Annotated in this window: 15 protein-coding genes and 2 other annotated features; of the genes, 3 read left to right on the top strand and 12 right to left on the bottom strand. The window is 42.8% G+C overall.

Features of this window, described 5'->3' with window-relative positions; all coding sequences use genetic code 11:
- Positions 1 to 16: 16 nt before the first annotated feature.
- The 3 genes from V1502_RS12420 to V1502_RS12430 all read right to left on the bottom strand — a co-directional run bounded on the left by V1502_RS12420 (position 17) and on the right by V1502_RS12430 (position 3,641).
- On the bottom strand, positions 17 to 811 hold the full coding sequence (locus V1502_RS12420) for a GNAT family N-acetyltransferase (protein WP_409250962.1): 795 nt from the start codon (positions 809 to 811) through the stop codon (positions 17 to 19).
- Positions 812 to 843: 32 nt separating this feature from the next.
- The gene (locus tag V1502_RS12425; RefSeq protein WP_409250963.1) at positions 844 to 1,716 is read right to left on the bottom strand and encodes a gamma-glutamylcyclotransferase; all 873 of its coding nucleotides are present in this window, start codon (positions 1,714 to 1,716) and stop codon (positions 844 to 846) included.
- Between the two features lie 284 nt (positions 1,717 to 2,000).
- Positions 2,001 to 3,641, bottom strand: a complete 1,641-nt coding sequence (locus tag V1502_RS12430) for an AMP-binding protein (RefSeq protein ID WP_409250964.1) — start codon at positions 3,639 to 3,641, stop codon at positions 2,001 to 2,003.
- 337 nt (positions 3,642 to 3,978) lie between these two features.
- Here V1502_RS12430 and sda point away from each other — a divergent pair, with 337 nt between their 5' ends.
- Positions 3,979 to 4,104 (top strand): sporulation histidine kinase inhibitor Sda, encoded by a 126-nt coding sequence (gene sda / locus V1502_RS12435; RefSeq protein ID WP_409254342.1) that lies wholly within the window; start codon positions 3,979 to 3,981, stop codon positions 4,102 to 4,104.
- 810 nt (positions 4,105 to 4,914) lie between these two features.
- Here sda and odhB read toward each other — a convergent pair.
- Together odhB and V1502_RS12445 are read right to left on the bottom strand one after the other, a co-directional pair.
- Complete coding sequence (gene odhB, locus V1502_RS12440; RefSeq protein WP_409250965.1) at positions 4,915 to 6,162, bottom strand: 2-oxoglutarate dehydrogenase complex dihydrolipoyllysine-residue succinyltransferase; 1,248 nt, start codon at positions 6,160 to 6,162, stop codon at positions 4,915 to 4,917.
- 19 nt (positions 6,163 to 6,181) lie between these two features.
- Positions 6,182 to 9,013 (bottom strand): 2-oxoglutarate dehydrogenase E1 component, encoded by a 2,832-nt coding sequence (locus V1502_RS12445; protein ID WP_409250966.1) that lies wholly within the window; start codon positions 9,011 to 9,013, stop codon positions 6,182 to 6,184.
- A gap of 611 nt (positions 9,014 to 9,624) precedes the next feature.
- On the opposite strand from V1502_RS12445, the gene V1502_RS12450 reads away from it, so the two are divergent.
- Positions 9,625 to 10,131 (top strand): Hsp20/alpha crystallin family protein, encoded by a 507-nt coding sequence (locus V1502_RS12450; protein ID WP_409250967.1) that lies wholly within the window; start codon positions 9,625 to 9,627, stop codon positions 10,129 to 10,131.
- 330 nt (positions 10,132 to 10,461) lie between these two features.
- Positions 10,462 to 11,685, top strand: coding sequence for an MFS transporter (locus V1502_RS12455; RefSeq protein WP_409250968.1), 1,224 nt, complete (start codon positions 10,462 to 10,464; stop codon positions 11,683 to 11,685).
- A gap of 145 nt (positions 11,686 to 11,830) precedes the next feature.
- Here the strand turns inward: V1502_RS12455 and trpA are convergent, their stop codons facing one another.
- The 7 genes from trpA to trpE are packed head-to-tail and all read right to left on the bottom strand — an operon-like array spanning position 11,831 to position 18,230.
- On the bottom strand, positions 11,831 to 12,622 hold the full coding sequence (trpA, locus tag V1502_RS12460; protein WP_409250969.1) for a tryptophan synthase subunit alpha: 792 nt from the start codon (positions 12,620 to 12,622) through the stop codon (positions 11,831 to 11,833).
- Positions 12,615 to 13,817, bottom strand: a complete 1,203-nt coding sequence (trpB, locus tag V1502_RS12465; protein ID WP_409250970.1) for a tryptophan synthase subunit beta — start codon at positions 13,815 to 13,817, stop codon at positions 12,615 to 12,617. The genes trpA and trpB overlap by 8 nt, the downstream gene beginning before the upstream one ends.
- Positions 13,814 to 14,416, bottom strand: coding sequence for a phosphoribosylanthranilate isomerase (locus V1502_RS12470; protein WP_409254343.1), 603 nt, complete (start codon positions 14,414 to 14,416; stop codon positions 13,814 to 13,816). Before V1502_RS12470 ends, trpB begins: the two co-directional genes overlap by 4 nt.
- Positions 14,417 to 14,435: 19 nt before the next feature.
- Positions 14,436 to 15,230 carry an indole-3-glycerol phosphate synthase TrpC gene (gene trpC / locus V1502_RS12475; protein ID WP_409250971.1) on the bottom strand — a complete coding sequence of 265 codons (795 nt, stop codon included), beginning with the start codon at positions 15,228 to 15,230 and terminating at the stop codon, positions 14,436 to 14,438.
- Positions 15,231 to 16,256 (bottom strand): anthranilate phosphoribosyltransferase, encoded by a 1,026-nt coding sequence (gene trpD / locus V1502_RS12480; RefSeq protein WP_409250972.1) that lies wholly within the window; start codon positions 16,254 to 16,256, stop codon positions 15,231 to 15,233.
- Positions 16,228 to 16,836 (bottom strand): anthranilate synthase component II, encoded by a 609-nt coding sequence (locus V1502_RS12485; RefSeq protein WP_409250973.1) that lies wholly within the window; start codon positions 16,834 to 16,836, stop codon positions 16,228 to 16,230. Before V1502_RS12485 ends, trpD begins: the two co-directional genes overlap by 29 nt.
- Positions 16,833 to 18,230, bottom strand: a complete 1,398-nt coding sequence (gene trpE / locus V1502_RS12490) for an anthranilate synthase component I (protein ID WP_409250974.1) — start codon at positions 18,228 to 18,230, stop codon at positions 16,833 to 16,835. Before trpE ends, V1502_RS12485 begins: the two co-directional genes overlap by 4 nt.
- A 109-nt stretch (positions 18,231 to 18,339) precedes the next feature.
- Positions 18,340 to 18,592, bottom strand: a binding site (T-box leader).
- A 45-nt stretch (positions 18,593 to 18,637) separates the two neighbouring features.
- Positions 18,638 to 18,890, bottom strand: a binding site (T-box leader).
- Positions 18,891 to 19,675 lie beyond the last annotated feature (785 nt).

The raw sequence follows: 19,675 nt of genomic DNA on the forward strand, positions 1-19,675 counted from the left end.
AGAGCAAAATAGTGATTCACCCATTATATACCCAATAATCGTAGGTTGAGTACTTTAGGAATCCCAGTTTTCTTAAAACAGGTGAAGACTGGCCTTGCCTTGCCTGACAAGTCGCCACTACTGCTTTTCTGGACTTGGCATGCTTAAGGCGAACTTTAACCATATCTGAATAAATGCCCTGATGGCGATGTTCGGGCAGGACCCCGCTTCCATTCATATACATCGTTTTCCCATCACTGCTGTACCTGTAATTACTATAAGCAACTGGTTGAGAATTTCTTAGTGCCAATATATATCCCCCGTTCCTGTAAGGGGAAGTAATGTAACTTTTTCTTTGGTTGAATAACGATTCCTCTTGATCTTCCGGATATCCCCAAATAAGTGAAGAAACTTCCACAAGACGCCGAATATCCTCATCACTCTCAACTTCTAAATACTCGATATTCTTGTTGAGTGGCCCTCCTTCAGCGAATTTATTAAGCATGATTGCAAGCCCGTCATATTTATCCCCAATGTCATATCCATCATCTTTTAACAATGGTGATAACAACTTACTTTGCGCACTTTCCAGCCATAGGCTGAAAGGTACTTCTCCAAAGAATTCTTTTAATTTTCCCCACCGATGCTGCAATGGTCGATCTTCATCAGCCGTCAGCTCCACTACCTTATTGCTTAGAACATTGTGGATCCTCGGATTCTTGATTGCTCTCAAACCATCTTCTTCAATGGTTTCTATATAACTGGGAATCCATTCTATTTCATAATCCCAGTGGTGTGCTTCAATCGCTTTGATTACATCCTGTTTATCCATTTTTAGATTACTGCCTTTCAATATAGATGGTGTTAATTTTTAAGAAGTCCTTCAACTTCTTCTGCGGACATCCCCAAGAGCAGCAGCTGTTTTTGCAGTTTTCGATGATATTCCTGGCTGACAAATGGCTTAGATCCCCTTAGTATTTCCCTGGCATAGTGAGCCGGTGGACAGGTTTCTTCTCCTCTATTGTTAACGATGAATGTTAATACATTGGGAATAACAACATCGTTAACCATAACATTGACCATCGCGGCACGATACCTGCCAGGCACGACTCCTTCTCTTTCGTACAAGTAATCCACTGCCTCAAAAGGAAGGTTGTATACAATCCCCTCAGTTATCCCGCCGTCCTCTATAATGGCACCGCGGCCCCCGTCTTCTACAATGTATGTATATTTCATTGAGTATCCGTTAAGAATTCCTTTTCCCAATGGCTTCTGGAAATGATGATCCACACCGGCGAGCTTGAACCTTTCAAGATCCATACAAGATCCGTAGGCAAAATAAAGTAGAGAGTCTGGCTTCTGCTCCATGAACGTATGCAGCGTCCAATCCCCGGAAGCTATATAATTTTTAAACAGTGATGATTGAAAACCGGTGTAATAGATAACATCGACAGGCCCCTTATCAGTCTGAGCATCTGCCACCTGCCTCATATAGAGGTTATTATCACTGTTCTCTTTATAGTCTTCTAAATCATCAATACTCTCCAGTACGCTCTGATTAATTTCATATACTTCACCAAAAACCCGGTCGTTTCCTTCCTTTACCGCAGGATAACCCTCCCCTGTATCATAAAGTTCACCCTTAATCCATGCTTGTTCAGATATAAGCTTTGAATCTTCTAAATAATAATGATATTTTTGATTTTTTCTTAAAGAACCATATACAAATATTTTCATCGAGCCTCTGTGTCCTCCCTGTTGATTTGATGACATTTTAAATCAATAAAAATTTTGACCTGTTTGACCTTATTAAATCATTCTACACTTACTGACTAATCTCCTTTTTTTACTTATTTTCCCATCACCAGGAAAATTCCGGATGATCTAAATAATCTCCAATTATAGTGGTACGGCACCCATTACCTCACCCGCTGTTTTATGATATTTTTCGAGATAATATCATTCTAGTAATACAGAAAGAAGCCGGCTTATAACATTGAGCCAGCTTCTACTGATAATATTCAACTATGAAGAGCCTTTTTCTCTGCCTCTTTCCTTAGTTTGAATTTCTGAATCTTTCCAGATGCAGTCATCGGATATGAATCAGTAAATTCGATATAACGAGGGACCTTGTGGCGGGAAATCTTCCCTATGCAGTACTCACGAAGCTCTTCGGCAGATGCCTCCTGACCTTCTTTTAAAATTACCCACGCCATGACCTCTTCACCATAGACTTCGTCAGGTATTCCCACCACTTGAACATCTAAAACTTTAGGGTGGGTATAGAGAAACTCCTCAATTTCCCTTGGATATATGTTTTCCCCGCCCCTTATGATCATATCCTTCAAGCGGCCAGTTATCCGGCAGTATCCGTTTTGGTCCATTACTGCCAAATCACCTGTATGGAGCCAGCCATCACGATCAATTGCTGCGGCTGTAGCTTCCTCATTTTTATAATAACCTTTCATAACAAGATATCCCCGGGTACATAATTCACCCTGTACGCCAAAAGGAACCTCTTCGTCTGTCCCTGGATGAACTATTTTAACTTCTACATTCGGAAGAGCCCGACCAACAGTTTCCACCCGGAGTTCAATTGGGTCGTCTGTCCTGGTCTGGGTTATGACAGGAGAGGATTCTGTCTGGCCATAGGCAATCGTTATTTCCTCGGCTCCCATCCTTTCGATAACCCCTTTCATCACTTCAATCGGGCAGTTGCTCCCCGCCATGATCCCTGTGCGAAGAGATGAAAGGTCAAATTGATCAAATTCAGGGTGATTGAGCTCTGCTATGAACATTGTTGGAACTCCGTGCAATCCTGTACACTTTTCATCCTGGACAGTCTGTAAAACCTTACCTGGATCAAATTCCTGTACAGGCACCATTGCTGCTCCTACAGATACACATGCCATAGTTCCCAGAACACAGCCAAAACAATGGAAAAAGGGTACTGGGATGCATAACCTGTCCTCATTCGTCAATTTCATGCATTGAGCAATATTATAGGCATTATTGACAATATTGTTGTGAGTCAGCATTACACCTTTTGGAAACCCTGTGGTACCTGATGTATATTGCATATTGATCACATCATCAGGATGCAGTGCAGACATACGTTCATCAAGATCCGTATCCTCAACCGATTCAGCCATTTGTAAAATGTCTTCCCAATTGTATGTACCGCTATAGCGTTTATCACTTAAAACAATTACATTTTTAAGGGCGGGAAGCCGTTTACTTTCTAAGTTACCAGGCTGGGAATCTTTTAGTTCTGAACAAATTTCATAAAGCATTTCAATATAAGAAGCATCACGATACTGATCCATCAAAAGGATGGTAGACGCATCAGATTGTTTTAACAAGTACTCAAGTTCAGCAGTCCGATAGTTGGTGTTGACCGTCACCAAAACTGCCCCCATCTTACCGGTAGCAAACTGGCTTGCCAGCCATTCTGGAGTATTCGTTGACCATACAGCCATATGTTCCCCTTTTTGAAGACCAAGCCCCATAAGGCCTTTGGCGACCTTACGGCAGTAAACATCAAATTCCTTATAAGACATCCTTAACTTTCGGTCATTGTAGACAACGGCATCTCTTTCCCCTTGAAGTTCCGCCTTCTCTTCCAACAACCTACCAACTGTAACATTCAATAAATTTGACAACACTTTTCCCCCATTCAAGCAAAAGATTTATCCTTGTGGCACAGGAATTATTTCTGCCTGACCTGATGTTTGTTTCTCCACATCACCCATTTCCATGTTATCATAAATTTTAGAATATTCATAATACTCAGGTTGTCTGATCGGTCACAATTTTCCTGAAGGTCCATGTTTTATTCAACGTCCAATTGCTCTATTGTCTTTAGGCAAAATTGGTAAATTTTTTTAAATAAAATTTTGGTTTACCCCTTTTCATCTGATATAAATAAATGTAGAATATATAGAAAATATAGAATATTCTATATTTAAATTTTCCTGGGAGGTTTTCCATTTGAAGATTATGAGTAATGAACAGTTGGTTGCAGCTTATCGTGACGCGGAGAAAAACGGTACTGATCGTGACTGGATTCAGATGCTGAAGAAGGAAATTCATAGTCGAGGAATGAAGCCTGTTAGGAAATTTTAAGGATTACACCAATACTTAATGACGCAAATGTTAATTCAGTTGCCCCCTAAGTAATATATTTGAGAGGAAGCCCGTTTAACGGGCTTCCTCCTTTTGTAATCTTGGTAAGAAGAAAGTGATTCGATATTTTCGATACTTTATAGATAATTAATCTTCGGTATTTTTTGAAGAACATATTATTGCTTTGACAATTATGGTGTCAGTTGCTTTTTATCACTTAACAGTGCATGTCCCCCCTGACTTTGGGGCCTTAAGTTACAACTTTCTCGGCCCTTATAGATAGATGTTTCAATTTACACATCATTCACGCTTTTTCCATAGATGATGCATTAATTCTATAGCTTTTCATACACCATTTTCCCTTTTCCACTTAATCATGTACCTATCCTGCGATTATTCATACACCATTTGCGCCTTTTCTCACAATCATGTATTAATCCTGCGATTATTCATACATCATTTGCGCTTTTTCTCTCAATCATGTATTAATCCTGCGATTATTCATACATCATTTGCGCTTTTTCTCTCAATTATGTATTAATCCTTTGAGTATTCATACATCATTTGCGCCTTTTCTCACAATTATGTATTAATTCTGCGATTATTCATACATCATTTGCGCCTTTTCTCTCAATCATGTACCAATCCTGCGGTTATTCATACATCATTTGCGCCTTTTCTCACAATCATGTATTAATCCAGCGATTTTTCCACTTAATCATGTACCAATCTAAGATACGCACATACAAACTTCAATATATACCACTAAAAAAACCAGCAGAAGCATTCTGCTGGTTTTGTACAACTATCTTATCCTTCAAGTAGTAAATCTTCAGGGTTTTCCAGTAAGTTTTTGATTGTTACAAGGAATCCGACTGCTTCTTTACCATCGATGATACGGTGGTCATAAGAAAGCGCGATATACATCATTGGACGGTTTTCCATTGTGTCTTTATCAATCGCAACAGGGCGAAGCTGGATTGTGTGCATTCCCAAGATACCCACTTGAGGTCCATTCATGATTGGTGTAGACAGCAATGATCCAAAGACACCGCCATTAGTAATCGTAAATGATCCACCTTGAAGGTCGCTCAGCGCCAATTTATTATTGCGGGCTTTTGTGGCAAGCTCCATGATTTCGCCTTCGATTTCAGCGAAGTTTTTGCGATCACAGTCTCTTACTACTGGTACAACCAGACCCTCATCAGTTGAAACAGCAACCCCGACGTCAAAATATTTCTTCAGGACGACTTCGTCGCCATCGATTTCTGCGTTTACGTAAGGATATTTCTTCAAGGCAGCTACCACAGCTTTTGTGAAGAATGACATGAATCCTAAGCGAACATCATGTGTTTCAAAGAATTTATCTTTCTTGCGTTTACGTAATTCCATAACAGCTGACATATCAATTTCGTTAAACGTTGTAAGCATGGCAGCATTTTGCTGAACTTCAACCAGGCGTTTAGCAATCGTCTGGCGTCGACGTGACATTTTTTCACGTACAACCGGTTTGCCGTCATCTTGTTTCGGTGCTGCAGCTGGCTTGCTTTCAGAAGCTGCCGGTTTAGAAGGAGCAGACTGAGGCTTGTTATTAAACGCTTCAACATCCTGTTTGCGAACTCTGCCCAGTGGATCAGTCGAAACTTGAGACAAGTCAATTCCTTTTTCACGTGCAAGTTTGCGGGCTGCAGGAGAAGCGATTACGCGCTCTTTCTTGCTTTCCTGTTCTGCTGGTGCAGGGGAAGCTTCTTCTTGTTTCGCTTCTTCCTTAGGACCTTCTGCCTTTTCTTCCTTTGCACTGTCAGAAGATGCAGGCTGCTGTCCACCTTCACCTACGATGGCAATGACTTGGCCGACTTCGACGGTATCGCCTTCCTCAGCCTTCAGTTCCTGGATCGTTCCTGCTTCTTCGGATATGACTTCAACATTGACCTTATCTGTTTCAAGCTCAACGATGTATTCCCCTTTTTCTACATAATCGCCCGGTTGCTTCAGCCACTGGGCAATCGTACCCTCTGTAATAGATTCTGCTAATTCTGGTACTTTAATTTCTGCCACTTTGTCTTCCTCCTCCTAGTTATCTTGTCAACGCTTCACTGATAATTCTGGATTGCTCTTTTTTATGGACGATCGGTTCGCCTTCTGCCGGGCTCGATCTTCTTCTGCGTCCTGCATAGTTGACATTAACCCCTTCTGGAGCAACATCACGCAGGCGAGGCTCTGCAAAAGTCCATCCTCCCATATTTTTAGGCTCTTCCTGAACCCATAGCAATTCTTTCAGATTTGGATATTGCTTGAGGATCTCAGAGATATCCGCTTTAGGGAAAGGATACAACTCTTCCACTCTCAAAATATGGAGCCAGTCCATGTCCTCTTTGCCTTTTAGGCTTTCTTCAAGATCAATAGCCATCTTACCGCTTGTAAGAACAACCCTTTCTACTTTTTCAGGATTTTTTCCAAGTCCAGGCTGTTCAAGCACTGATCGGAACTGGCCATTAGCCAGCTCTTCCGCTGTTACAGCGGCAAACTGGTTTCTCAGCAGACTCTTTGGCGTCATAATGACGAGGGGTCTTACTTCCTCTTTCTGAAGAATCGCTGCCTGTCTGCGCAGTATGTGGAAATACTGTCCAGCCGTTGAGCAATTTGCTACGGTCCAGTTATATTCACCGGCCATTTGAAGGAAACGCTCAAGTCTCGCACTGGAGTGTTCAGGGCCCTGACCTTCATAACCATGAGGCAGGAGCATGACCAATCCGGATTTTTGTCCCCATTTTGCCCTGCCTGCAGAGATGAATTGGTCAAACATCACTTGAGCAGTATTGGCGAAATCCCCGAATTGAGCTTCCCAAAGAACAAGGGTTTCAGGCGCGAAAACATTGTATCCGTATTCATAGCCGACAACAGCAGTTTCCGTTAATGGACTGTTGAACACGGCGAAGGATGCATTTGAATCTTTTAATTGATGAAGAGGAATCAGTTCTTCACCCGTTTTGTGGTCATGCAAGACCAGGTGGCGTTGTGCAAACGTTCCACGCTCGGAATCCTGTCCGGTAAGCCTGATTGGCGTCCCTTCTTTAAGGATTGTTGCGAATGCAAGCGTCTCGGCATGCGCCCAGTCGATTTTCCCTTTGCCTTCAAAAACGCCTCCGCGTCTCTGCAGGATTTTTTCCAGCTTTTTGAATGGAGAGAATCCATCCGGCCACTGAAGCAGCTCGTCATTCAAAGAACGAAGCTGTTCAAAATCAACGCTGGTATCGATATTAGGGAAGCCGTTTGTTACATCTTCCGGCGGATTCATGACAATGTCAGGATTTTCATCTTTTGTCGGGACTTTTTCATAGGCAGCTTTCAGTGTCTCTTCAACATCCTTCTCGAGCTTAGCTGCTTCTTCTTGTGTTACAACCCCTTCTGAGATCAATCTATCCTCATAAATTTTACGCGGAGTAGGATGATTGTTGATTTTGTTATACATCACAGGATTTGTCACCATTGGTTCATCCATTTCGTTATGTCCGAAACGTCTGTATCCAATCAAGTCAATAACGAAATCCTTGTTGAATTTGCGACGATACTCGTAAGCCAGTACAGCGGCTGCAAGGCATGCTTCCGGATCATCAGCATTCACATGAACGATCGGAACTTCAAAGCCTTTTGCAGTGTCAGATGCGTACTTGGTGGAACGGGAATCATAGCTTTCTGTTGTAAAACCGATCATATTGTTGGCAATCAAGTGGATGGATCCACCGGTATTAAAGCCGCGAAGACCGCTCATGTTGAATGTTTCAGCTACAACACCTTCACCAGGGAATGCGGCATCCCCATGAATCATAATGGCATAGGATGTTTCAGCATTTTGTTCAGGATAACCTTTTTGTTCCCTTTCCTCTTGTGCCGCTCTGGTATAGCCAGCCACAATCGGGCTTACCACTTCCAAGTGACTTGGGTTGTTTGCCAAGGTTACACGGGCACGCGCAGTGTCACTGACTCCGATCTTCCTGTCAGCACCAAGATGGTATTTCACATCCCCTGTCCAGCCGTATGTAATGCCAATGGAACCTTCTGAAGGAATCAAATCTTTGCTTGGTGCATGCTGGAATTCTGCGAAGATCATTTCATAAGGCTTTCCGATTACATGAGCCAGAACATTCAGGCGTCCACGGTGGGCCATTCCGATATTAATGGTTCGGGCACCATTTTCAACAGAATAACGGACAAGTTCATCCAATAGAGGAACCATATTATCCAGACCTTCAATGGAAAAACGCTTTTGTCCGACGAATGTGCGGTGGATGTATTTTTCAAACCCTTCCACTTCGGAAAGGCGTTTCAAAAGTGCGAGTTTCTGCTCATTGCTGTAGTTAGAAAGGATAGAGCCTGTTTCAATTTTTTCTTTCAACCATTTTTTCTCTTCCAATTCATGTACATGAGCAATTTCGTAAGCAAGTTTGCTTGTATATACTTGTTTCAGGTGGTTGATTGCATCAAGTCCATTTTTCACACTGGACGGAGCCTGAGGGCAGATAAATTCAACCGGAATTTTTTTCAAATCTTCTTCAGTAAGGTCGTACTCTTTCAAATCAATTCTTCTAAAGTCTTTATCCCTGTCATTCAAAGGGTAGATATCTGCTGCGAGATGTCCATATGTACGAATGTTATCAGCAAGATTCACCGCAGCGACAACTTTACCGAGATCATGACTTCCGGCAGGCATTTCACTCGTTTGAGAGAATTCCCCTGATCTTGTTTCAACCGTTGCCGGCGGTCCCCATTGTTCAAACAGCTCTTTAAGTTCCGGGTCTACTTCCTCGGGATTCTCCAGATAAAGCTCATACACTTCCATTATATAACCGAGGTTAGGTCCATAAAAACTTTCCCATGGTCCAGCCTGGTTTGTTGATTGTCTTTTCACTTTGAAAAACCTCCAACCATTTCGCCATTCTAAATTTTTGTATTAATATTGGAATACTATGTAAGTATAGTATTTTAAAAGAAATATAAAACGCTTACAGCAATATTTTATCACTCTAAATACAAGAGATAAAGCATTTGTGACAAATTCTTTAAAATTTCGTCAACTTTACAAACCAATAATTAGTTGAAAAAAGTTATGCTTGTTCTGTTATCCTATTTACGTTTTTAGATTATTCTGAAATAGTAAAATGAAGAGGTTTTCATTTTCTCCATCCTTTGTTCACAGGCATTTGCATTTTTCATAAACCATCTTACTACTGTTACCTAAAAAAACCAAATATTTTTTTTGATTTTATTCACTTTTTTGCCTATTTTTTATCATGTTTGTTAAATCCGTATTCACTAACAATTTTTTTCTTCCTATTTAATATCTCCTCCTTAGGTCATTTATGTTTTCCCTTATTTATTTTCTTATCCCTTCTTCCCCTGCAGTCAAACATGGATGTCCGAATTTACGATATGAACTGAAGGGCGGCCGCCCGCATACAGTATAAGAGGGACTTACGGTTTTATTATAAAACCTCAACACATAAAAGAGGTGAAAGTCACATGTTTCCTTGGAACTCATTCTTTCCATTTAATAAGAACATGAAAGACAGGTTGAAGAATATGAATCCCCAGGACGTCGATCAATATGTAAAGAGTGTGATGAAGGAAATGTTTCCACAGGATTGGCAAGGAATGCAGAATCCAGGGGATTTCATGAAGAATATGGGCAGTATGATGGATGGCACAACCTACGAACGCACAAGTGAAGAAACCGCCGGGGCTGCAGCGGATAGGATACCGGTGAATATTTTTGAAGCATTGGAAAGTATTTATATCCAATTAAAGATTCCGGACGAGGATCTTGTTAAGAATATAAAAGTCTTTCACACCTCAAACCAGGCCATTCTTGAAAACATTCCTACTGCAGGGGAAAGACAGGTCATCACTCTTCCTTCTTTGGTCAAGAAAAAAGGTTCTTCAGCACAATATAAAGAAGGCATCCTTGAAATTAAGATACCAAAAAGCATGGACCTTCAATTTACTGAGATTGACGTTTCAGAGCGGTAACAGCGAAAAGTTAATTTTTGTATAATCCTCCATACCTAATTCCCATTATCGATTCAAGGTATTGTAAAAGGCTAAAGAGTCCGGCCGGCCGGGTGCTGTATGGGTAGATAACCCTTAAGCCCAGGCTGGAGGACTGATCGCTTCCATTACCATGGAAAGGTATATTATTGCTTTATGAGTGGTTTTAAGGCAGATACAATCTACACCTTGAATTCAATTATCTCTACATGGTTGACATAATATATTTATTGTTCCTTCTGAAACTGAATGAAATTTGCTTTTTTGACAACAATAATTCCAGTGACTGATTTTGTTTTTGGAGGAACGACCATGGAGCAAAAAAAGAAATGGGACTTATTTGCACTTTCTTCTATCCCGCTCGTGATGACCCTTGGCAATTCTATGCTTATACCGGTGCTTCCTACCATGGAAAAACAGCTGGGCATCAGCGGATTTCAATCCAGCATGATCATTACCGTCTATTCCCTGGTAGCCATCCTTTTAATTCCTATCGCAGGTTATTTATCTGACAGATTCGGCCGAAAAAAAATCATCATCCCCAGCCTCATTATCGCCGGTATCGGGGGAATAATATCCGGCTGGGCTTCCTGGATGATGAATGATGCTTATTGGATTGTTTTAATCGGACGTTTTGTACAAGGAATTGGTGCAGCCGGAGCTTTTCCTGTCGTCATCCCGACCGTCGGTGATATGTTTGAAGATGAATCTGAAGTAACAAAGGGCTTGGGGTTAATTGAAACTTCCAACACATTTGGAAAAGTGCTGAGCCCGGTGCTCGGTTCTCTGCTTGCTGCCTGGATTTGGTTCATTCCTTTCTTTTCCATTCCACTTTTTTCACTTATCGCTATTGGACTTGTGTTCTTTTTAGTCAAAGTACCAAGAAAAGAGAAATCTGATGAAAAAGGACAGACCGTTAAGGAATTTATGAAAGAAATTAAAGAAATCCTTGCAAAAGAAGGAAAGTGGCTTTCTGCTATTTTCATTATTGGGATCGTTTCAATGTTCATCCTCTTCGGCTTTCTATTCTTCCTTTCCAATGTGCTTGAAAGCAAGTATAAAATCAATGGAGTTCTTAAAGGCCTGTACCTTGCGATGCCGCTGTTATTTTTGTGTATCACTTCCTATCTGACCGGTAAATTCATCGGTAAAAACAGGATGATGATGAAATGGACAATAGTAAGCGGAATGCTGCTGGGGGCCGGAGCTCAAGTTCCCATCTTTTTCACCGATGGAAAATGGATGCTGCTAGTATTCCTTTCACTTGCCAGCATTGGGATCGGTGCTGCACTTCCCTGCCTGGATGCATTGATAACCGAAGGAGTTGAAAAGGAACATCGGGGCACCATTACATCGATATACAGCAGCATGCGATTCATTGGTGTTGCAGCCGGACCGCCTATCGTCGCATTATTATCCAAGGGAGTTACTTTTGTAATTTTAACCGGCATCAGTGCAATTTCAGCTTTTGTTGCTCTATGGCTGATCAAACCAGAACCTGAGGAATCTGGTAACCTGCAGCCCAAGATAACATAAATAGCAGAGGAACGGGAAATCCCGCTCCTCTGCTTACTTTTTCGACGGCCGGACAGGAAGCCTGTCTAAATCGCCAGCTAGTCAGACTCCAAAAGGGGCATGCCTAATGAGCCCCTTTTTGCTGATGCCGGTAGACATATACCCTTCAGGAGACTGGTGTTTTATCTGATGCAGCCTTTATCAAATTCACAATGTCGTCCATTCTATTTTCTTGCAGGAACTGAATGATTTTACTGCCGACCACGACTCCATCTGTAATGCCGATGAATTCCCTGACGTGATCAGGTGTCGATATTCCGAAACCTGCCAAGACCGGGACGTTGCATACACTCTTAAGATCCTGAAGATGGTCTTTCAAGGAAGTTTGAAATTCACTTACCTCTCCTGTCGTTCCGTTTATGGTTACTGCGTACAGAAAGCCTTCCGTTGCCTCGGCTATTTTCTTCAATCGATCCTTCGAACTTGTTAAAGAAGCCAGCTGAACTAAGGCAATCCCTTCCTCCTGAAGGTAAGGACTAAGGATATCCGCATGTTCCAAAGGTAAATCAGGAATGATTAACCCATCTACTCCTGCCTTTGTGCAGTCTTCAGCAAACCTTTTCAATCCATATTGCATGACAGGATTAAAATAGGTCATGAATATAAGGGGGATACCGATTTGATCTCTCCCGCCTTTCAGCACTTCAAAGATTCCAGTCAGGGTCGTGCCTTCCTTGAGCGCCCGTTTTCCCGCTTCCTGGATTACCGGTCCATCTGCTGCCGGATCTGAAAAGGGGATCCCTATTTCAATGGCAGATGCGCCAGCCTGCTCCAGGAATACCAGCTGGTCAAGGAGATTATCCAGGCCGCCATCTCCTGCCATGATATAGGGAATGAAAATCCCTTTCCCTTTTGCCCTTAAATGTTTTAGTGAATCTTCAAGAAATCCCTTACCCATGCTGAAGCCCTCCTATTCTTGATTTAACCGTCTCCACATCTTTATCTCCTCTGCCAGATAAACAAATGACAATGCATTCATCTTCCTTCATAGACGCCGCCAGCTTTACTCCGTATGCAACGGCATGAGAAGATTCTAGCGCCGGAATAATCCCCTCTTCTATAGAAAGCATTTTAAAAGCATCCAAGGCTTCCTCATCACTGACAGCGGAATAGGTGACCCGCTGTGTTTCTTTTAAATGACTGTGTTCCGGTCCGACACCAGGATAGTCAAGACCGGCTGAGATGGAATGAGCTTCCTGAATCTGCCCGTGTTCATCCTGCAGGACATACATCATTGAGCCATGAAGTACCCCCAAAGTTCCCTTTGTCATTGTGGCTGCATGTTTGTCTGTTTCGACTCCTGCACCTCCAGCCTCAACACCGAATAACTTCACCTCTTTCTCATTGATAAACGGGTAAAACATTCCCATCGCGTTACTGCCGCCGCCTACACAAGCTACAACTCCATCAGGCAGGTTACCCTCTTTCTCAAGGAATTGCCTCTTCGTCTCATTACCAATTACGCTTTGAAAGTCCCTGACCATCTTTGGAAAAGGATGAGGGCCAAGTACAGAGCCAATAATGTAATGAGTATCCTCCACATTCGACACCCAGTAACGCATCGCCTCATTAACAGCATCCTTCAGAGTTGCACTTCCTTGTTTGACACTGATGACTTTAGCACCCAGAAGCTCCATCCGAAATACATTCAGCTTTTGGCGCTGGATATCTTCTTCCCCCATAAAAATGACACAATCGAGGTTGAGCAACGCACACACAGTCGCTGTGGCTACCCCATGCTGGCCGGCACCTGTCTCAGCGACAATTTTCTGTTTGCCCATCCTGTGAGCAAGCAATGCCTGCCCGATCGTATTATTGATTTTGTGGGCCCCGGTATGATTCAGGTCTTCCCTTTTTAAATAAATCTTCGCCCCGCCTGCACGCTTGGTGAGATTCCTTGCCAAATACAGCGGTGTTTCCCTTCCGATATAATCCTTCAGGTAGTAATTAAGCTTCTCCTGAAAGTTTTCATCCCGAACCGCCTCCTCATAAGCTGCATTCAGCTCCTGAACGGCCCCCATTAGTGTTTCTGATACAAATTGTCCTCCAAAACGGCCGAAAAGCCCTTTTTGATCCGGTTGTGCATATATCATTGCATTTCCTCCTTCATACTGCTTGTGTTTTTTGCTTTGCGAATAAATTCTTTAATCTTCTGGATATCCTTGATCCCATTTGTTTCTACTCCACTTGAAACGTCGAGCATAAATGGATTTACTGTATTAATGGCACTGATGACATTATCTGCATTCAGCCCACCGGCTAAAATGACTTTCTTATTAAAAGAACTATCTCTAAGATACGACCAGTCAAAGGTCGTGCCGTTTCCTCCCCTTGCCGCTCCATGTCCGCTGTCTACCAGGATGAAAGGGCCGGGGTAATCCTCATTCCCTTTCAGGTCGCCTCTCTCTTTTATCGAAAGAGCTTTATATGCCGGCACTGAAAGTGATTGTATGAACTCAACCGTCTCGTTTCCATGCAATTGAACATAGTCCAGGTTGGCTTCCTTCACTGTCTTCTCTATTTCTTCTCTGTCTGCATCGACAAATACACCGATTTTTATTACTGAGGCGGGTATCTTGGCACCTATTTCTTTAGCTTTTAGCGGAGATACCTTTCTCCTGCTCTCAGCAAATATAAAGCCTATTGCATCTGCTCCTGCTTTAACGGCGGCTTCTGCATGCTCACTAGTCATGATTCCGCACACCTTTACCTTAACCAACTATCGCAGCCTCCTTATTAACGGCAAAAGATCCGATCACCCTTCCGGCATCACTGCTTCTCATAAGAGTTTCTCCTACCAGAATCCCATCAGCACCTGCAGCGGCTGCCTTCATCGCATCATCTCTCGTTTTCATTCCACTCTCACTGATAATGACTCGATGTTTATCATTCAACAGGGGGGCAAGTCTTACGGTATGGGCAAGATCGATTTCAAATGTTTTAAGGTTTCTGTTATTGATGCCAATAATATTCGCGTCCAGAGCCGCTGCCCTTTCCGCTTCCTCTTCATCGTGGATTTCAACCAACACCTCAAGCCCTTGCGACAAGGCATATTGATATAATTCTTCCAGTCTTCCCTGCGGCAGTGCAGCCACAATCAGAAGAATAATATTGGCACCTGCATCTTTTGCCCGGTCTATTTGAATTTCATCGATAAAGAAATCTTTGCACAAAAGGGGCAGATCCACTTCCCGTCTTACCTCCTTTAGGTCTTCTATCGATCCGTTGAAGAAGTCCGTATCAGTAAGGACGGATATAGCACTTGCTCCCCCTTGTTCATAGATTTTTGCCTGTTCTGCAGGTTCCACAGCTGACGCTATTTCTCCTTTTGAAGGAGATGCCCGTTTGATTTCGGCAACGATACCTAATACGGTTGATGAATGAAGGGCGTTAAATAGTTTCCGATCCGTCTCTTTGTTTAGGTTTGATTTTTCGTAACCATTTTCTTTTAACTGTGCTACTTCCTGCTTCTTTCTATCAATAATCTTCGTTAAAATATCAGCCATCTACATTACCTTCTTTCTGTTATGTTGGGAGAACGCAACGGTTTGCTGTAACTTTTCATAGGCTGCACCGCTTTTAATGGATTCCCTCGCAATCTTGACCCCTTCAGCTACCGTGGTGGTCCTGCCGTTTGCAAAGAGAGCTATTCCGGCATTGAAGAGGACGGTATCTGAATAGGCCCCTTCTTTTCCTTTGAGGACATCCAGAAGGATATGCGCATTTTCCATTGCATCTCCTCCTCGTATAGCCTCATTCGGGTAGAAAGGAAGGCCTGCCTCATCCGGATTAATTGTATAAGAGCTTGTTTTCCCATTTTCAAGAAGGACTAAATGGTTCTCCCCCGCTAAAGATGCTTCATCCATGAACCCTGCTCCATTTAAGACGACGGCCCTTTTCCTGCCCAGTTCATGAAGAACTGCAGCCATCGTTTCGAGCATATCCCTTCTGTAAATGCCTAACATTTGAGTATCGATGGTTATTGGGTTTGTCAGGGGGCCGATCATATTGAATATAGTCGGAACCTTCAGCTCTCCCCTTACCTTCATGATTTTTTTCAACCTGGTATGGACATGCGGAGCATATAAGAAGGCAAGCCCATTCACTTCGAGCATTTCCTGTATTTCACTGCTATTGAAATCAAGTGCTATCCCCAAATGTTCAAGCACATCCGAGCTTCCTGTTTTACTTGAAACACTCCGGTTGCCGTGCTTGGCGATTTTAACACCTGCACCTGCCAATACAAAGGCAGTTGTCGTACTGATATTAAAACTTTGGGAGCCGTCCCCGCCTGTACCGCAGATATCCATGACATCCTCTGCCGGAAAAACTCCAAAGTCCGCACGCTCTCGAAGCAATTCCACCAGTCCTGATATTTCCTTGACGGTTTCACCCTTCATCTTTAATGCAGTCAGGAATGAGGCAACTTCACTCTCGCTCGTCTTCTCTTCCAGCAAAACACAGACCGCTTCTTTCATTTCTCTTTTTTCAAATGAAGAACCTTCAAATAATTTCTGCAGAAATTCTTTCATTGTTTGCTTCCTCCTTCAAATCGATAAAATTCTTAAGCAGTTTTTTACCTAATTTTGTTCCAATCGACTCAGGATGGAACTGCACACCGAATACTGGGTATTCGAAGTGCCTGAATGACATAATTTCATTATCGTCCATTGAAACCGCCGTAGTGGTCAATACCGGCGGAAGAGTTTCTTTTTTTACAACGAGTGAGTGATACCTCATGACCTCAACCGGCTGTGGAATATATTGAAAAAGCCCTGAATTGTTATGTTTAATCAGTGAGGTTTTACCATGCTTGATGGTTTCTGCCCTGATAACCTCGCCCCCGAAAGCTGCTGCAATCGCCTGATGTCCCAAACAAACCCCAAGGATCGGGATTCTTCGATAAAACGTCTGGATAAGCCGGATTAGAATTCCTGCGTTTTCCGGCCTTCCTGGTCCAGGAGACAAAACGATTGCGGATGGATTAAGTGCCTCAACTTCCTCAACCGTTAATTCATCATTTCTTTTGACGAGGACTTCCTCCTCAAGCTCACATAAATATTGATACAGGTTAAACGTGAAAGAATCATAATTGTCTATTAGTAGAATCATTTTGCCACCTCGATCAGCGCTTTCGCTTTATTGATTGTTTCTTCATACTCTGAATCCGCTTTTGAATCGTATACGATTCCTGCTCCTGCCTGTACATAGGCATTTTCGTCTTTTATCACCATTGTTCTGATTGCGAGGGCTAAATCGATATCCCCGTTCACAGAGATATAACCGACTGTGCCCGAATACACTCCCCGCTTGCAGCCCTCCAACTCATTGATGATTTTCATTGCAGCTATTTTAGGGGCTCCGCTTACTGTCCCGGCAGGAAGGCAAGCTGTAATGACATCTATACTGGTGTGGGATGGATCCAAAATACCTTCGACTTCTGAGACCAAATGCATCACATATTTGTATCGCTCGACAAGCATGTATTTTGTCAATGAAATGCTCCCGATCTCACAGACCCTTCCTAGGTCATTTCGTGCCAGGTCCACCAGCATCCGGTGCTCGGCGATTTCTTTCTCATCCTCGACCAACTCTTTTTCCAGCCCGGTATCTTCCTGTTCGTTCAGTCCACGCCTCCTCGTTCCAGCAATCGGATTGGAGACGACCTTCCTTCCGTTCACCTTGATGAAACTTTCAGGTGAAGTACCCAGCACCACGTAATCGTCAAAGTCAATATAAAACATATAAGGAGAAGGATTGGACTGCCTTAATTTCCGGTAATAACTGAATGGTTCTCCTGTGAACTCGGATTTAAAGCGCTGCGATAAAACAACCTGGAATATCTCCCCTGCCAGTACCTGCTCCTTTGCTTCATTAACCATCTCGATAAATTGGCCTTTGGTTACCTGTGACTGAAAAGAAAGCGTTCCGATATCCCCTTCATCCTGAATTGTCCCAGTCTTCTTGATCGTCTTTTCCATTTCATCCAGCATCTCATCTGGATCTTCTTCAGAAAATTGATCAAAGCCCTGCAGAACCAGCAAAATCACCTTATTTTCTAGATGATCAAATATAATGGTTTTCTTATAAAACATCAGGTGGATATCAGGCATCTCAAGAGAGTTCTCCGGAATCTCCCCGATATTTTCAAAGTGGCGGATATTGTCATACCCGATATAGCCAATGGCACCTCCTGCAAAAGGAAAGTCCTGCTTCAGTGCAGAAGTCTCTGAAAAAATAGCCTTCAGCCTGTCAAATGGATTCCCGGTGCTGTTCTCCAATTGCTTTGTGTGAAAATGATATTCAGTTATCTCGCTGCCTTCTGCTTTGAATTCTAAATATGGGTCGCTCCCGAGGAAAGAATATCTTCCAGACTTTTCATGCTTTAAGGAACTCTCCAACAAATATTTGCGCCGACCGTCCAGCTTCTTGAAAACACTGATGGGTGTCAGCTCATCCCCGTTCATTTCTCGTGAGTAAAATTGGATCTGCTTCATCTCTTTCATCCTTATATCCTCCAGTTACACATAGTTTAAGATTTTTTGGGGGTGTGCCAGGCACTCCCAGGAAATTATTTCAATAAAAAAGTCCTCCACGAAACAGGTTTACTGTTTCATGGAGGACGATTGGAATCGCGGTGCCACCTCGCATTGAAGTTCATTCAGAACTCCCGCTTTTTCAGGTACGGGAAGACAAATGCAATCCGATACCCTATCCTTTTAACGGCGGAACCCCGGGCTGCCCTACTTACTATTCAAACAGCCTCTCACAAGTCCATTCGGTATAAACCCTCGTGCCGGATTCTCATCAGTGCCGGCTTTCTGTAACGATTTTGTTTATACGTACTACTCTTGTTCAATGATTTATGGTTATGAAGTTTTTAGGCAAATAAAAAAGGGTCTCCCATCCTCAAAATAAGGACGGGAAACCCGTGGTGCCACCTTCGTTGACTGCATTGCAGCCCGCTTTACCATATCAGAGAACCTTTCTCTAATATGTGTCCCTTGTATCGATGGGACATTCGTCAAAGCCTACTCTCACTTCTTAAATGATTTCGGTTTGAAGGCTCAGAAGTCCATTCACATTCCCAATCACACTAGTTCGCACCACCCACTAGCTCTCTGCAGTGATTCCTGGAAGCTACTCCTCTTCTTCAACGCCGTTCCGTTCTTTAATTGGTTTTTATCTTAATATGAATCAGGAGTGAATGTCAATAGGTTTTTATCAGAATTTTTTATTTTTGCTGATTAATAAGAGCTTTTCTTTTTATAGTGGTTGTTAATATAAGTTGATTTTCGCGGGACGGCGCTTCCAAATAATAGCCTGGTGTTTCTGCAGGAGGCGACGCATTCAAGAGGTTTATAACTCCTCCGCTCCAATAGGACTTCTCAAGACACTTTTTACCGGGTTTTACTCCGTTCATGTCCTTGAGAAACTCCCTCAAGACACTTTTCACCGGATTTGACCCCGTTCATGTCCTTGAGAAACTCCCTCAAGACACTTTTCAGCGAAATTTACTCCGTTCATGACCTTGAGAACCTCCCTCAAGACACTTTTTACCGGATTTGACCCCGTTCATGTCCTTGAGAAACTCCCTCAAGACACTTTTCACCGGATTCGACCCCGTTCATGTCCTTGAGAACCTCCCTCAAGACACTTTTCACCGGATTTGACCCCGTTCATGTCCTTGAGAAACTCCCTCAAGACACTTTTCACCGAAATTTACCCCGTTCATGTCCTTGAGAAACTCCCTCAAGACACTTTTCACCGAAATTTACCCCGTTCATTTCTTTGAGAATTTGCCAAGACAATTTCGGGCAGTTTTTAATCACTTCATGTCCTTAAAATATCAAACTATAAATATTTCGTTTGTCCCGCCTCTTTTAAAGACTACCTGGAGGCCAGCATAGTGAAGGAACTATGGAAGACCACCCACAGAACGATTGGCCTT

It is taken from the genome of Rossellomorea sedimentorum, assembly GCF_046237645.1.
GTDB lineage: Bacteria > Bacillota > Bacilli > Bacillales > Bacillaceae_B > Rossellomorea > Rossellomorea sedimentorum.

Coding starts and splice junctions, on each gene's coding strand:
- V1502_RS12485 (WP_409250973.1), bottom strand. CDS start 16,836: ATGATTCTACTAATAGACAATTATGATTCTTTCACGTTTAACCTGTAT.
- V1502_RS12425 (WP_409250963.1), bottom strand. CDS start 1,716: ATGAAAATATTTGTATATGGTTCTTTAAGAAAAAATCAAAAATATCAT.
- trpD (WP_409250972.1), bottom strand. CDS start 16,256: ATGAAAGAATTTCTGCAGAAATTATTTGAAGGTTCTTCATTTGAAAAA.
- sda (WP_409254342.1), top strand. CDS start 3,979: ATGAGTAATGAACAGTTGGTTGCAGCTTATCGTGACGCGGAGAAAAAC.
- V1502_RS12470 (WP_409254343.1), bottom strand. CDS start 14,416: ATGACTAGTGAGCATGCAGAAGCCGCCGTTAAAGCAGGAGCAGATGCA.
- trpA (WP_409250969.1), bottom strand. CDS start 12,622: ATGGGTAAGGGATTTCTTGAAGATTCACTAAAACATTTAAGGGCAAAA.
- V1502_RS12450 (WP_409250967.1), top strand. CDS start 9,625: ATGTTTCCTTGGAACTCATTCTTTCCATTTAATAAGAACATGAAAGAC.
- trpC (WP_409250971.1), bottom strand. CDS start 15,230: ATGGCTGATATTTTAACGAAGATTATTGATAGAAAGAAGCAGGAAGTA.
- trpB (WP_409250970.1), bottom strand. CDS start 13,817: ATGATATATGCACAACCGGATCAAAAAGGGCTTTTCGGCCGTTTTGGA.
- trpE (WP_409250974.1), bottom strand. CDS start 18,230: ATGAAAGAGATGAAGCAGATCCAATTTTACTCACGAGAAATGAACGGG.
- V1502_RS12455 (WP_409250968.1), top strand. CDS start 10,462: ATGGAGCAAAAAAAGAAATGGGACTTATTTGCACTTTCTTCTATCCCG.
- V1502_RS12420 (WP_409250962.1), bottom strand. CDS start 811: ATGGATAAACAGGATGTAATCAAAGCGATTGAAGCACACCACTGGGAT.